General features: G+C 47.3%; 2 protein-coding genes. Both read right to left on the minus strand.

Annotated elements, in window-relative coordinates; genetic code table 11:
• Window positions 1–16 precede the first annotated feature (16 nt).
• Window positions 17–1,993, minus strand: coding sequence for a hypothetical protein (locus ACO08I_RS21105; protein ID WP_421946991.1), 1,977 nt, complete (start codon window positions 1,991–1,993; stop codon window positions 17–19).
• Window positions 1,994–2,125: 132 nt separating this feature from the next.
• Entirely contained in the window at window positions 2,126–16,945 is a 14,820-nt protein-coding gene (locus ACO08I_RS21110; protein WP_421946992.1) for a hemopexin repeat-containing protein, read from the minus strand.
• Window positions 16,946–17,052: the final 107 nt, after the last annotated feature.

Genomic DNA, 17,052 nt, shown 5'->3' on the forward strand with positions numbered 1-17,052 from the left:
TACTCAGGAGATCGCTTTATTGAGGTCTACCTGGTGCACCAGGAGCCCTTAGCGGTCGTAGCTGAGTGCTGGGCCTGGGAGCAACTTCAGCAGCCGGTCTTGATTGAGCTTGCTGCTCAACTTGTGATGGGGCGCCAGGCATTGGCGCCAATCTAGATCGCCCGGCAGCTGTCTGAGCTCTGACTGATTGCCCATGGATTCCTACCTTGGGATTGAAAGCGGACTGTGGTCTTGGGATAGGACCATGCTGATAAATCCCATCTTTGAAAGCATCAAGTTTTTCTAAGTAACCGGGGGTTAAATTTACCGGAGGCTTGTAATTGTGGAATGCTTGAAGTGCTTCATTCCTGGCGATTTCCAATCTGGTTTGACCAGTAACTGTTCTTTGTATGGCAGGTGTATTTACCTGATTTCTAGCCTTGTAGTAAGCCTGCGCCAGTTCATTGAGTTCAGCAGTGGTTTGTTCATAGAGCCTGACCTGGGCTTCATCTTCAGTTTGTGCCTGTTTGAGAGGAGGGAGACCGCTTAGGAAACTGGCGAAGAGTGTTTCGCGGGCGCTAGATTTTTCCCCTTGGAGCCGGGAGGAGAGTTCAATCTTTTCAGCATCAAAAGCCTTGGCTTGAAGAGCTGAAATTCTGGCTTGAAGCTTCTCACTTTCTTTTGAAAGTTCATTTTTAATACCAGGAAGCTTCTTTAGCATCTCTTGGATTGAATTGGCCTCAGCTGGTTTTTTAAGTTTTAATTTACTTGCTCTTTCATTAAGTAAAGACTCAAGGTTTGCAATCCCGTCGTTTATTTTTTCAAAATGATTTCCAATAATTTGGACTGAATCAGTGTTTCCATGTTGCTCGCCAATATTCAACATCCTTGCTATTGCGTCCAAATTCCGAAAATACTGATCTTCAATATCAGGGGTTGAATATTTGATATTTATTTCATTTGCTAGTTCTTCTAGTACAGCTTTTACCTGTGGGGCTTTTTTTTCAGGGGTTTCTCCAGAAACTTCATTTAAGTCTTGTCTTTTTTTGCCTAAGTCTTCAGATTCAAAGTTCCTGTCAGCAAACCGCTTCAAATAGGGACCAAGTTCTTGAAAACCTTTGACGGTCTCTGGCATTTCTTCTATTTCTGGATACCCCTTTTTATCATTATCTTCTATCAATTTTTCTAATCTTTCTTTCGCCATATCTGATTCTTGACTGGATAGCATACCTGTCCATTGCTTTATAAGCTCTTCTTTTTTTGATTTTAATAGATCGACATAGCTTTGGGGGATTTTAATATCTTTTGGGAATAAATTTCCGTTTTGAAAACGACGTGCATTTTGTAATGTAGCAAGTGGATTTGATCCAAAAGAGGTATCACTGTCAATACCCTTTATACCGGTGAATTTTCCATCTTGATCTTCTACGAATAGGTTGGTAAGATTGCGATCAGTCTGTCCTGTGATATAGTCAATTACCTGAAGGTTAAAAAGATCGTTTACAAACTTCAAGTTAAGGTTATCAGCACTGTATGGTTTCCTAAATATTTCAGCGGCGTTTTCCCCAGGTGCCCTAGCTATAACTTGTCCCCTTTGACCATCTATATCATCCAAAAAGGAAACTGGCAAAGGGACTTTATCACCAAACAGAAGCTCCCCAATTTTATACGTTGCTACACTTCGTTCCCCTAATCGAGGGTTTTCGTCAGGAATTCCAGCTGCCATCACTGGGTTGAGTCTTGAGGCTAGCTTGGCTTCTTCAGGTTTAAAAAAGTAGTCTCTTCCTTCGGACCCTTCTAAACCTATTCTAAGCTTAGTTGCGCCGGAGGTATTTCCTCCTTGTGCACGATCGCCAAGGGTCTCTGTTCTCGCCTTAACCGGAAGCTGTTCCCGCCGGGTCACCGCCACACTCTGTGCCCGTCGGCGGCCATTACGGATACTCGTATCAGCAGTGCGCCCACCACTTTGATGAGCGACTGAACTTCTTCTGGGGCGGTTATGAATTGTAGACATAGGTTATACTTTTTTAAGCCTCAGGAGTCTTGGAAAGACTGTTGAGTTAATGGAAAATCATTGGTCGAATGCACCTGGTGCAGGCCCGCTTTTGCATGGGCGGACCTGCTTTGGATCAGTTGGCTTAACGCATCAGCCCACCTTAGCCCGATACCCCACCACCAGGCTAATATTCTGTAGCTCGCTCCGGTCGCCCGAATAGGTAAGCTGCCAGGTGGAGCCATTGCGGCCGATGTTGAGGCTACCTGGTTTCAGGATATGCTGGTGCTTCAGGGTCAGTTCCTCATCCTGATTGAGTTGAACGTTCCCCCGGCTGTCACCATCCGCCTCCACGAAGAGGTAGATGCTGCTGACCTTACCGCCCGACATATTGGGGAAAAGGTCACGGGTAAGCGGCAGGGTCAGGGTATCCGTGTCCCCATCCAGGAAGTCCAGCCAGTTGTCACCGCTCACCAGGCTCAGGTCAAGCAGGGTAGTGGTTGGGTAAGGCTTCAACAGACCTTTGATGGAATCTGCGTAAGCCTGTCCGCCCTGCAGGGCCGTGTACTCTACGTTGATGATGACATCTTCCAGATTGGCAATGTCCAGGCTGTCGCCGGGACTGCCATTGATTTCCAACCGCCAGCGGGATACGGCTCCTGTACCTTCGAAGTGCTCGTAGCGCTCCTGATCGGGGAAGCTGTCCAGAATGCCATTGTCTTCCTGTATCCGGGATATGGCAATCTGCTGGCCGTCGCGCCAGTTGCTACGGATACTTTGTGGTGGCTGCCCCTTTGGATCCAGCATGAACTTCACGGCCTTGCTATCTGGCTTCGTCACCGTATGATGGCTTAGCTGTGTGAGGGTAGCGAAAACGGTACGGTGCAAGTTAGACTGTATGTCAAAGGTAACCGAGACAGACTTGATTTGACGGCAGTAGTGGCCGGGGAAATCGTAGGCAAAGAGTGCTTCATTGAGGAAGAACTCGCAACTGCGCTTGGTCTTAAGGTCAAGGAACGCCAATGGGTTATGCTCCAGCAGAGAGATCGGCTTCCTTACTTCCAACCGGCGTTGATCACTCTGCATAAAGGCATGCTCCATACGATTGAGGTCAAGCTGCAGGCTTTCACCAGCAAGTAAGCCCTTGCGGCGGCTGTCCCAGTAATTGGGCTGAATGAAGCTGGTGTCACTTTCTGATGCAGCCCGTTCAAACTGATAGGCCCGCTCGGCCTGCTTTGCAACATCGTAGGCCAGCTTATAGGTCTGGTAATACAAGCCGGACAAGCGCCCGATCTGCCACTGATACAGCTGAGCATTGGTGAATTTGTCCCGCATGAATTTAGCGGTTTCTTCCTGGTGCTCAATTTCTTTCTCAAGCAGGTCGATTTCGTACCGGGCAATTTGCTCCTGCAGGCGGGCACCCTCAATTTGGTAATCTAACTGTACCAGTTCACTCAACGCCAGCGCTTTTTCCATTTCCCAGTCCATTTCCTGGCGTTGCTGATTGGCAATAATGGCCGGGATTTCAGCCAGCATACTGACGGCATCGCCACCGGTCTCCAAGCCTTCTCCAATCGCTTCTATGATATCACCCACTTTGCCACCACCGTGGGAGACTCCGGCTATGAATGGGCCTACGTAGGCTTCCGGGGCTGCACGAGGCAGGCTGGACGCTGTTTTGATGATCGCTGAGATGCCCATCATCGCTGCACCTGCCGCGATAATGCCCATTTGTATCTGTTCTCCCAGGAAGAACCCTTCATCAATCAGTTCCTCGAAGTGCTCGAGGCGTATCTGAGTACTGTTTTTCGTTTCTTCCAGTACTTTGGTGTTCAAAATCGCATCTTCTAACTGAGTCTGACGTATCTGCCGGTTCATTTTAAGGATGATGCCTTCCTGCCGGTTTTGCAACAAGGTCAACTCCTCGGCATCTTTCTTTTCCAACGCTGCCAGAAGGGCGTCACCAAATTGAGTAACCTGGCCCACCAACTCCTTAGCTCTGTCCAGCATGAAGCGGAACCTATAATGTGGTACGGGCAGGTGGAGTCCGCTGATTGCTGCACTGAGTGGCATGCCTCCGGCTACTGCCCGGACCAGGGCCATAGGGTCTATAGGTGGCTGGAAGAGTGGCAGTGGCTGCTTGACGCCTAGTATATTCAGTGAGTGGCGTATCTTGTATAGCCGGTCTTCCACCCGGTCCCAATATTCAAGGAAAAGGAAGTTGTCAGGTACGTAGAAGTAAGGGTTGGCGGCTACGCTCATCACCGAATCACTGGCGCCGTGGCTCAAACCCTGACCAGCCAGCCCTAATTCCTGTGAAGTCCGGCCAATCCCTTTGATACCCAGAAGGAAGTCATAGTCAGAAGTGTTGGCATTGTCCAGGCCTTCTGTCCCATCGGCATAAGCCATGGCAGCTTCGAGCTTTAGCCTGCCCATATTCGCGGGTTTTTGCCCCAGCAGGTCATAGGCCAGCACATAAAGCATCCGTGCTTCGTTAATGCTTTCCCGGGTGTACTGTCGGAATAGCATATCTCCCCAGTCCAGCAGATTGTCAACGTAAGCCATGACGATAGCTTTGCGATAGGCAACGGGCCGAAGGTTGGCCAGTGTATGCGGATCAAAAGGATCGTCAAGGTAAGCTTTGATCTGGGCATCTGTACTGTCCCGTAGTTGCTCCCAACGATAGCGTATCGGGCCCACAAGCTCGAGTAACTCTACTAAAGATTGTTTTTGCTGTTCCGCTTCAGGCTCTAAACCGGATAGCTCATTTAGCTCATCAATGACGTAGTAAGGATTAAACTTTCTGTCATCAGACTTATGCTCTGATATCCAGTGCAAATCGTCCATGAGTGCTTTCTCACTGTCAGTAGGCAATCGCTTACCAGTAAAAGCCGGGATTAGGGTTTCCAGCTTTTTAGCAATTAAGTCAATTCGTTCCTGAAGATCACTAGCCAATTGGTCTTGTAAATCTTCCTTCAGGCTAAGGAGCCCATCGACCAGCGCCTGAATGTCAAGCCCTACGAATGGCAGGTACTGCCAGTAATGCTCTGCTTCTGTAGGGTCATAGATGTACTCGTACCAGCGTTTGGCTTCTTCAAATTTCTGGCTGCCATTGAGGTGCTGAGCCAGTAAATAAGGGGCGTGAAAGAAGATCTCTTTGTAGTAGATACCGTTGGCACTGGTGAAATCTAAGTGGGAACTAACCGGATACCGGTCCACTTTGTCTTTTCTAAACTTGATGGTGGTCCAGTTGGAATCCTCTCCACTAAAGCGAGGCAACTCATCCAGCTCCTGCGTTTGCCGGTTCAGTAAGGCGTTCATCCCGCCGGCAAATAAGCGTGTGTTCAACTCTACAGCGGTGCTCGCCGTAAGGCGGATGATGTCGTAATTGTCGTAAACCCGAGACTTTGATGTCGTTGGTAAATTGTTGTCATCGTAGGCTACATATTGATTCCCCTTGAAAAATATCCAATTGGATGATGCATTAAGTACCGCTGAGAAATTGCCCTTGAAGTCAGGGTGCATATTAGGGAATTCACTGGCCACAGACCGGTTCGGCCTTATCACATCTTTTGAAAAGCCATTGACGGCTGCAAATTGATTGCCCTTGAAAAAATAGGTGCTGCCGCCCTGGTAGCTTGCCGCCGAAATACCGCTGGCATCAGGGTCTGTAACCGGATAATTTTCACCAAGGGCCCATGGGTTTTGTGGGTCATTGGTTAAGCCGTAGAAATAGACCTGGTCTCCACTGAGCAAAACAATACCCTCCTGATCACTGGCGTAAGCGGCATCAACACGAGATGGGCCATCATTGCCATTGCTGCTCTGTTGCTTTAGCCAGTTTTGGACGCTGGTTACCTCCTCTCCGACAATTTGCTGACCGGAAATCAGGTGCAGTTTGGGATTAGAGCTACCTAATGGCCAGAAGAACGCACCGTCTATCTGTTTCCAGGAAGCAGGCAACTTGTCATTGAACTCGCTAAGCTTTGTTGTGTCACCCTGGTAAGTTCCCGTCTTCGTGTCATTGCTCACATCAGAAAACGTGGCGTATTCATCTTGTTTGATTAGATAAAGTTGCCCATTGTGAGCAAAGGCAGCAGTGACAGGTTTGCTATTGCCCCAATCGTGGGAAACGGAAAACATTTCATTGCTACTGCCAAAGATTTTTGAAGTCGCAAGCATGTATTGTCTGACCTTCGTGCCATCCAGCTCTGAAAGGTCCATAGGTGGCCAATAGCTTTCTGAACTGAACAGCCTGAGCTTATTGTCACCGGCGATCAGAGCCCCGGTGACCGGAGCGGATAGAATATGAGCGACGACTGCTCCGTTCTGGGGTTTTTCAATAAGTAATTTATCATAAAAAAGGTAGGTCGTACCGGCCCACTCAAAATGAGCAGTCAACATTTGATTTCTGCTATGCTGCTCAATCAGAGAGGCCCTGATTTCTTCAGCACGCTTTGTTTCATCAGAGGTCGTCAAAAAGGCTTTTGCGTCTTTACTTCCAGTTACTACGATCCGGTCTCCGCACTCAATCCAGATGGAACTATCATTACCTGAAGCGTAGAAAACCCCCAAAGATTGAAACGGCCACTTTGGCGTATCGGCAATAAGGTTTCCACTGCCTTCAGAATTTTGCAGCAGGCTGGGGTTGACGTTGTTCGCTTTGATAAGGGTGGTGTGTTCAATCCCTGCAATACTCACGGGTACCTTCGGTATCGTATCAGCGGGTTTATAGGTATCTGCAAGCTTCCCATCCTTCAGGTACTGTATCTTATCGGTTTGGATGACAATCTGCCCATCCTGCGTATGTGCCACAGACTTTACTTCCTTGCCTTTTTGCGGGTTAGTCAGGCTGCCCTGGTACCCGAGAGCCTGCAGAAGATTGCCTAAGTTGGTGGTTTGTGGTGTGGCTATGGGGGTGTTCAGGTCATCTTTACCGTAGCGGATGAATTGATCTTTGCCTACAACAATGACTTCATTGTTGTGCCGGATGACGCCCCGGACATGGGTTATGGAAGAGTTGACCTTCCAATCCTGCTGAACAGACCGTGGCGTCTGCAGGCTATCCGAAATGAGGTAATTATTATTTTGGAAGAAGAAGTTTTTCCCGCCGAAGCGCACCGCAGCCTCTACTTTGCCCAGCGATGGGAAATAATAAGAATTTCCGGACAGTGGGCTCGTTGCAGATTCACTGAGCAACTGGTAACTGTTGCCACTGAACAATACCATGCTATCCTTGCCATTGCTGGTTTTATACTGGAATATAGTGTCTACGGACGGGAAATCAACTTGCTTGCGCCCCCAGTCCAGGCTAATATCTTTAATCTTGCTGAAGTCATCAGAGCTAGTGTATTTCCCACCCCTGAATAGATAAGTGATACCACCAATCTCAAATGCTGCGTCCAGGTTGGTCCAGGTATTAGGCAGTTTACTGTGGTAATCCTTAACCTGTTTGACCGGAATGGCTGCAGGTTCTGTCTCTTCGCCCACTACGGGTTTTACCAGGAAGCTTCCTCCCTTATGATCAAAGGTGAACCAGCCCTTAGACTTGAAACTAACAGGAGTACCCAGGGCGACCATTCTGTCTTGTGTCATCGGTTCATCTTCGTGGATTACACGATAAAAATGTGATTCCGGAGTGATTTGCGGTAAGCTCCCTGACTTTTCTGAAACCTGATGAACATAAAGCTCTGGGGTTAAATGAAAAGTAGTGATATGTGTCTTCCGCTCTTTCTCAAATTTCGGGAAGACCGGATGGGGAAACTTAAAGCCAGGGAGGTCAGGGTGCTCATTGGTGAAGCCTTTGAATACGGTATATTCCTGTGCATACTCACAGCTGATTTCAATATTTTCGTGCTGATTGCCATCCAACTGTTCAGCGTTCTGCACATGTAGCCGGAAAGCAACAATCGGGATATTGTTAGAAATAATGGAAACGGGCTGCCCTCCCATCCCACTGGAGTTTTTGACCTTCAGCAACTGAGGTGCTTTCCATTGCTTGTTTAGATCATAGAAAGAATAGTGTATCTGGAGCAGATACTCCGTTTCTGTGCTATTGCGGACCTCTTGTGTATCCTCACCGGCGCTTTTGACTTGTACAGCCCCTGTGTTGGAAGACTTGGAGGTTTGCTCCAGGGTCGCCCAAAAGACGAAGATCCGTCCAAAGGCGTACACCGGGTAAACCCGTGCAGCATTGATCTGAATCTCCATCGGTGTCCAGGCTTTCCATGCGGCGTGTTCTGTTGCACCACCTACAAAAGTCGCTTCGCGGTAGTAGTAGCGCATGGGGTCTGTCTTGGTGCGCCCAAACAGGATGGTCTCGAGGTCATCAGGTGTATACAGGTTGTTGTAGACGTAGCCACCGGCGATGGTCAGCCGGGAAACTTCTGTATATTCATCCAGGTAGTTTTTGAATGCTTTGGAGACCAACTCCTCAGACATTTCCCCTTGCAGGAGGTCTTCTTCCAGCTTTTGGAAGGCAGGCGTTTTGGTATCACGCAGTTCTGGCCTGATATAGTTCTCGGGGTATAAGAATACTTTCCGGTTAGCTTCCCATACCCGGTAGTTTTTAAGCCAAACCCAACGGTTCTTGAGTTCCTGCCGCACCAGGAATTCCTCGTCTTTTGTATTGGGGTCTTCCAGGTGTACCAAATACCGGTGAATAAACAGTTGCGTGGCTGCGATGGCTTCTTTGACCTTTGAGGTCCGCATCTCATTGCCCATTTCGATGTCAATCAAAAGCTCGCCGTATAGGTCGCGGGTGTTGATGTTTGGAGCACCGATGTATTTCTGCCCTGCAGGTACGGGGCTGCCACCTGACTGTTGAGCAAGGGTTTGCTGTTCTTTAAGCCATTCGCTCAGTGCTTCTTTGTTTTGATGAGCAAGAACATAACCGACCAATGCATCCCTTTTCTTCAGGTTCATCTCATCGTGCATCTGTCGCTTCAGGGTATTCCAGTCGGCTTCAGAATTTACGGTTTGCAGGAAATGGGCAGTTGTCTCAATAACTTCCGGACTTACAAATGGTAAGACATCGTTAAATTTATCCAGGTCGTTCATGGTATCGAAGAGCTTCAGCCATAAAGACTCGTAGAGCGCTTCGGGGCTGTGCCCGACTTTGGCGCACAGCCTAAAGATTTCGTACATCTTCAGCACCGCTTCCATATTGAATCGCGTCTCGTAGCGGCCTTGTACGGTGAGGAAGGCATTATTGCGCTTTAACCATTGCACTTTGTCTAGGTCTTCACCGAAGGTCTCCGCAAGGGCGGCATAGGGCTGTTCTTTGAGCCCGGTCACTGCATTGACAAAGTCGGTGAGGGTATAAGACTTGTCCGCAAACTGATCCGAGAGTGCTTTGAAGTCAGCAATGGTCTTAATGTCGATTAAGTAATAATCTGCCCGGCTTCTCCAGTGGTACCAGGCCCCTCTTGGGTAAAGGTCATCCATGCGTTGGTATGTCGGGTCGCTAAACCTGACGAACTGCACCATACCGGAGCCATTAAAGCATAGATAAGACTTCTGCTCAAAGCTAAAAGCACTATCTACTTTTATTTGCTCAGGCGGCATATGATATGCCATCCCTCCCCAGTGCCCCTCAAGTGGCTTGGGGTATCCTGTATCTACATATTCGTTGTTGAAGTCGCTATACCGGACGAATTGGTCGCCTTTAAATGCGTAGATAAAGCCATCCAATCCGTGCATCACAGCATCCACGCCTGTAGGGGCTTCCTGGAAGTTATTGTGGATTTTTCCCCAATTATCCTTGATTGGTATCGGAGTGGAGGAGCCCGTTTCTGAGAACCAGAAGTCTTTCCCTTTGAAAAAGCAAACCGAATAATCATTTAGGCTGCAACCTGCATCTATTCCGTCTCTGAACGAATTAGGTATAGCGAATCCATAGTCTTGCTCAAGGTTAGGATATATATCCTTAGGGTACCCTTCTTTTAGTGTCAGCTCGCCTTTTTCATCAGTATAGAAGTAAAACTGATCACCGCTAAATAAGATCATTTCCTTATCACCACTATGAATTGCCGCATCCACTTTTTTTCCGGACAATAGGTGGTTTTTGGCTTTTGTGAGTTGGCTGAGGTCTAGTTCTGCAGTTTTGTCATTCGCAAATACGTGCAAGTCGTCGCCAATGAATATATAGAGGTTCCGCCCGTTAGAAATGACTTCGTCAAACTGACCTGCTCCATCTACAAACATTTCTTCAAGCACTTCTTCAAACAGTTCCGGCAACAGTTTAAAGCCTGGCTCCATACGAAGGTTGCCCAAAATGGGCTTCGGGTAGTCCGGATCGATAAACTCATAATCAAAGCCAGAGTAGCGGACATACTGATCCCCGGAGAACAGATAGGTGTTGTTGTCAAAGACAAAAGCCGCCTCCAGCCCCTTCCGCTCTTGCAGGTTGTTCTTGATCTTGCCCCAGTATTCCTTAATTTTCAAGGGCGCTCCCTCTTTTTGCCCCTCCTTATTGATTGACAAGAAAGTATGCTTGGAAAAGAAGTAAGTCCTTTGATTATTGGCAGTGAAGGCTGTTCGTACAGTGCCGAAATCTTCATTGGGTTCCGGCAGCTCCGGATAAATCCGCTGAAGAGGTTTAGGGAAGCTCCAGTAGTCTTCCGCCTTATTGTATTGTATAAATTCATTGTTGTTGATAAGGTACATATTGTCCTCCTCAAACAAAACGGCCTCAATGGTGTCGAACCCTTCAGATATGTACTCCTCCGGTATATTCCACCACGAGATATCTGTTTCGTAGTATGCCCTACTGGACTCAATGTCATATTCCTCGCCTGTGATTACCAGGTGTAGCTGTACACCATTTTCATCGGGTTTGCCAAAGAAGTGCGTGTATTCCCCATCCGCGTAGGCTAGTACTACGCTTTCCAGTCCAAAATCTTCGGCAATAGAATGTGGGTAGCTTTCTGCATAAAGCTTGTCAGAAAGCTCAGGGCCTTTATCTTCTAACGGAAGCTTATAAGTCTGGTATTGACCACCTGAGAATACATATAGTTTTTGATCTTTACCGACAAGAATGGCATCAATGCCTTCGTCTAATTGTACATTAATCTCTGGTCTTCCCCATTCGTCAGCCAATGGATAGGCTTTTTCAAGCAGGCGGTTGTAACAGCGGTCGCCCTTGAAAAAATAGGTGTTGCCATCTGTACCTTGCAGCACAGCGTCTAATCCGGATTGGAATTCGGCAGGAATACCGTTAAGCAGCTCAGGCTTAGTTTCGCTTTGTACATCGTTATACGGATAGACTCCCCAGCCGTCACTGTTTTCTAAATATAGCTTGCCGCTATCCATGATGGCCGATAAAATCGGGCCTTTATGCATGTCGGTGTAATGCTGGTAGGGTTGGTCGACATTGGTGATGAGCTTCCCTTCTTTAAAGATGTAAAGCGAACGGTGGTCAGCACAGATGGAGTCAAAACCTTCTACCAAAGAATGCTGAATCTGGTTAAAACGGGGTTCTGATTTCAGTTGGTCCAGGTTTTTGGGATACCCTTCGTCAACGAAAGCATAGTTTTGATCGGTATAGCGTATGTATTGGCTGCCCGAGAACAGGTAACTGTACGCTACCTGCTTCATTTTTGGTGCTTCGTTTTTCTTCGCGGTGCCAGCCAGCTTATCGGTCTTTGAGTCTTCAGTGTCGGAGTCTGGAGTTGTTTCCGGCACTTCTGCCACCATAAACAGTGCAGCGTCTACTATTTCCTTACGCTGGAAGTTATTGACCACCCGGCCCCAGGATGTAGCCGTTGATCTTGGATAGCCTTCGTCAATTTTAGAAAAGTCCTCGTTGGCATACCGGACAAACTGGTCGCCCACGAAAAGGTAAGTTTTACTGTCTTTTCCTGTGAACGCAGCTTCAATATTGGTAAAGTCTTCCGGAAGCCCCCGCCATTTCTTCTTGATTTCCTCAGGCTCTGACCACCACCGTTCGTTGTGCTCAAAGTAGACATAGTGCTGCCCGGAAAACAAATAGGTCTTCTCGTCCTTTCCGATGAATACTGCATCCGGCTTTTCAAATGTCGGGTACTGTTCCAGCAGTTCAAACGGAAGGTTCCACCAGTTGTCATCTACTGGCTTTGGATAGCCTTCTTCTAGTAGCGAATAGTCATTCGTCGTGTAACAAACATAGCCGGTCTTATCTATAGAGGGGGTTCCGGCAGAAGTGGAATTTTGCTCGGTGTAGGCGCCAAATAGGTACGTCTTCCCGTCCATGACAAAAGCCGCGTCAACGGTGGTTAAGCCTCCCCAGTCTCCTTCGATTTTCTTGGGGTAGCCTTCGTCTACTGTACCGTATTGCTCACCGGAATATCGGAAATATTGGTCCCGACTAAACACGTAAGCCATGCCATCTAAACCTAAAAGGGCTGCGCTCACCAACGGAGAAGGAGTAGGGTTGTTTTCAAAAGGATGATCGACTATACCCCAAAAATTACCGTTATTTCGTACCGTTACGCCGTTTGAATCAGGAACAAGATTTAAGTGGGCATCAACTTCAACGAACAGCTCATCTTTAAATAAGTAGCCCCCTCCACTGGAAATTTGCAGTGCAGCATCGATCCCCTGATGGAATGGAGCCGGTAAATTCTTGACGTAATTGGTGATTAGCTTAGGAAAGCCTTCATCTATAATCGTATTGGGGTTCTCAATATTGCCGGAGTACCTCATTACCAACGGCCCGCTGAAGAGCACAAACTTGCCGTCCAGCATAAAAGAGGCCTGTACGGCTTCTCCCTCGTAAGTATGCTTTAGCTGCCCCCACCGATCATTTATGAGCAATGCCTGGGAAAAATCCTTAGAAGAAACATAATGTTCGCCTTTGAAGAAGTAGACCACGCCTTCCTGATCCCTGAAAGCAGCGTCGACCCCATCGTGAAAAGCTTCGGGCAGTTCATCCACACCGAATTCCGCTGCCCAATTCCCTTTAATGGGCTTAGGGTACCCCTCGTCCATCTCTTGAATGTCGGCCGGTGTTGGGTTGCTGTAGCGAATGTACTGATCGCCTACAAAAAGGAATAATTGGTTTTTTTCGTTGGTGATAGCTGCATCAATCTGATCGGGGTCTTCAAATGGATTATTAACAACCCCTATTTTCTTCTCTTTTTTGAGCACCCAATCCTCTTCTTCATGATCAAAGTAATAACAGGCACTGCCTGCAATCAACCATCCGATTTGATGGGTATCGACAAAGGCGGCATCTATTTTTTCAACCTCCGCCAGATTTTCAGATAGTCCGGACAGCGGTTGCTTACCGACGATTTCTTCGTAAGTATCAGGGTCGAAAGCTTTATAATAAGTTTTTCTGTCTGTCCAGTCATATTTAAAAACATAAATAGGGCCGTTGGGGAAGGGCAATATTTCAATAGGGCCGTCTCCCCAGCTCCAGATCTGCTCATTAAAGACAAAGCCCTCCCGGAATTTGTCTACTAGCCCCTGATCTATAAAGGCCGCCCGTGCCTCTTCCGCAGTCAGGTTAAGGTGGTTGCACAGGTGAGCGAATTGCTCAATACGCTGGTAGGTAAGGTTAAAATAATGGTCTACGGGTATTTTTTGCACCTTGCCCAGAGTGTTGACGCTCTCCAAGACAGGAACGAGGAAGTGAACAGCTACAAATTCACGCCCGACCATCTCTTCCAGTATTACCCTTACAACAGGAAGGTCCAGTCCAAGGCTTTCCTGAAGTTGCTCGTAGATCAGTTCTTCTTGTTGAGTAGCCTGGCTTTGGAGCGCTGAAGACACGTGAGCAGTCCAGTTTTGTACAGATTTGGCGATCTGATGAAGAATGCTGAATACGTTTTCCCCTTCCTGCTCATATCCCTCAAGGTCAAGGTCAAGCCGGTTGTTTTCGTTAAGAAAGTACCCCAGCTCGTTAGTAAGGATGTGCCCATTTTTCGTGAAGTTGTATTTTTCCAGCAAGTGCTTAATGGCTGAAAACTGCTCAGGGCTGTAGTCTAAATCCGTTACAGATTGGGGGGCAAAACGAAGTGTACTTACCGTTTTTGCAATTTCCGCGAGCTTTCTAAAGACAGCCTGTTTGTAGTAACTATTGAAATAGGGGCTTAACTCAAAATCGGATACATTTTCATCTTTGGAGAAGAAACGGTCCTCATCATCTCCTAAGACCTGACTTTCGGGTAGATAACCACCTTCGATCAAGTCTTTCAGCAATAGCCTGCCAGTCAGTTCCTCGGCCAGATCGCCCAGGTCTTCCTTCTTTATACGGATGAATTGATGCTTGTAATCAAGGACATATTCCTGAATCGCGGCGAGTATTTTGTGCCGATATGGATAAAAAGGTAAAGCGATTTTCAGATCATCGGCAACCAGTTCAAAAATACCTTCTTTATCAACGATGACATGCCCGGTGTCCAGGTAATCGTTGAACTGCAAGTTTTCCATCAACTCATCCAACTCCTCCTCTTCCAGGCCCAGCTCGTCGAATACATCCTTCCTCAGGACCAGCTCTTCTTTTTCAAAAGCTTCAATCTTCTCGAGGATTTTTTGATGTATTTCGGGAGCCAATACCTCGAAGTTAAGGCTCAGGTTAAATTGAGCAAGGTTTTCCTCATCACCAAAGAAAGAAGGTTCAGTCACATTGCCTGCTTCGGTTGTGTACCCGTTGTAAACCAATCTTTTGTGCAGCTCCAGCTTCTGTAGTTCGCTGAAAGGAGCCTGGCCCATATCACTGATAGCGAAATTTAATTCTACGGGGCTTTGTCCCTTTTCCTCAGCTTTATTGTAATTATGGTTCAGAAAAAAGAAGGTCGCCTCTTGAAGCTGACTGAGGTCAGAAGCAATGACAAAGTCTTCAGCTTTTTCCGGGAAGTTTGCTGGAATAAGGCGTCCATCCGTTTCCAGGTAGCGCAGCACCACGAGTTGCTCATATAGTTGATCCAGCAAAAGCTCAGAAATGCCCAACCCCTTAAAGTCATGAGCCGTGACCTTAGGTAGGCTGTGTATCATTGCGTGCGCGAAATCCTGCGCCACCTCTTTTTCAAAATGTAAAATATCAGGATGCCCGGCAACGACTAAGTCCGGGTGTTTTTTCAACGCTCGTGCCAAAAGGTTGGCGGTACGCTGGTCTACAGGCTTCCCCAGGAACATAGCCGGACCCGGAACAACTAATTTGAATTTCTGGTATAAAGCATTGTAGACCGCAATCTTCGCTTTGTCGTGGGCAGATAATTTTTCGCCCTGATTGTTTTTCTCAGCTTGCTGCTCCATGAGCAATTGCTGAGACCCGTTGGTCTGCTTTTCTCTTTTTTCTCCCCGGAGTATAAACCTTAAATCGCTTACGCTAAATTCATGCTTTTCTGCCCATTGGGTGATTTCGCTCATTAGCAGGACCAACCAAGCGCTCTGATCCCAGCCATCAACCCCTCCCCAGGCCCCTGGCTCAAGCAACATATGAGTACTCAGAAGGAAGCCGCCTTCAGCACCGTGCATAGAACCAAATTTACTAAACATGGAGATGTGAGGGTCTCCATTAAGGATATCCAGCATGTCCAGGAAGTCCTCGATGCTTATCTCAAACAGCTCACTGAGCTTGACGATTCTATAGAGCAATAAATAGGCCCGCATAGGATCTGAGCCTTCTTCAAATAGCAGACATGTTTCGTGTTCTACGTATATGTTTTGCCGGTCCTCATAGCGCGTTACTATCGTTTCAAAATCTTTTTTGCTAATGCCTAAAGCCTTGGATAGGTGTGTACTAAGGTCTTTATTGCCTTCATCCAGTAAACTCCCCGGTACAGGGCGCAGTGCTTTATATCCTGCAAAAGCGGGTGGTACGAATTCTGAACCTGCTATGTAAGCTTTATGAATGGAGCTGGAATGATGATTGAAAATACGGTTGAACAGATCCATTGGTAGATGTTCATCTCCTATCCCAATAGTATTCAAAGGCCAGCCCAGTAAAGCAACAGCCTCATCAGCAGCTACATCATAGCGCTTGGTAAAGGCTTTTAGATAAGCAAGCCTTTTAGCAACCATCTTTGCGGCATAGCCCCAGCCACTCGAAGAACGGGCAATCAACTCAACCTCTTGAATACTGTACCCCGTAACGTTGGACACACTGATCAAAAAGTGTACCCGGCGTAACCAGCCGGGCCAATCGTGATCCCCCTCAGCGCCTGATCCTTTAAATACAATTCGCTCTTCTGCCTCATCCAGGGTAAAACAACCTTCCTCTATGTGCAGATTTTGATAAAATGCTCCGGCAGCGTCAAGCTCCGTTTTACCGCTTTCGTTTTTAGCCGTAGGGCTGAGGTTACCATACAGAAGGCTTAGTAAATCCTCAGAAGAGATTCCTGTAGCTGCCAAAAACCTCGAAACCACTTTTAAATCCTCAGCGGACTCTTCTGCGGTAAGATTGTACAGGTTCTCTATAGATTCCTGCCCGGCTCCTTTTCCGTTCTCAAATAAAAACTCATAGGAGGCTTTTGTGACTTTAAAGGGGTAGCCTTCAGTATTGAGATAGGAGGTATCGTGTTGGGATGCCATGCTACCCTCCGCCGCAAAAGCATGAAACAACTCCTCTAATTCTATATTCAAAAAATCCAGGTGCTGATACAATTGCTCATGCTCCAAATCAAAAGGAAGGTTCATTGGGTAGGCCGCTTCCTTTAAAATATCATAGGCTTTTCGCTTGATCTGGTCGCTCGTCCACTCTTCACCGGGGGGGATTGCGCCTTTTATGTCAACGACCAGGCGCTCCAGGATTTCGTTAACAATATCGAGATACGGCACCATATCAAATGTATTCTCCTCATTGAGCAGGATTTTTTTGATATCGGGCCTTCTGATGTCAAGGTCAGGGTTTTGAAACGTATCATCTATCAATTGAAGCAAATCAGCCAAATACGCTGCAGGGGAATAAACGGACCTGGCATCAGTGCCTTTTTTGAAGTTCAGTTGTCCAAATAAGTCTTGGTAGGAAGGTAGATTGTTATTGCTCATTTTTTGCGGGTATGAAAGGTGTAAGCATTAGGAGGGTAGACCATGTCTAATGGTCATTCCTTCGGAGGGTTTTTTCAAGATCCTGAGCGGTCTTTGTATGCTCAGAA

The sequence above is a fragment of the Phaeodactylibacter xiamenensis genome, from assembly GCF_965229835.1.
GTDB classification, from domain to species: Bacteria; Bacteroidota; Bacteroidia; order Chitinophagales; family Saprospiraceae; genus Phaeodactylibacter; species Phaeodactylibacter xiamenensis.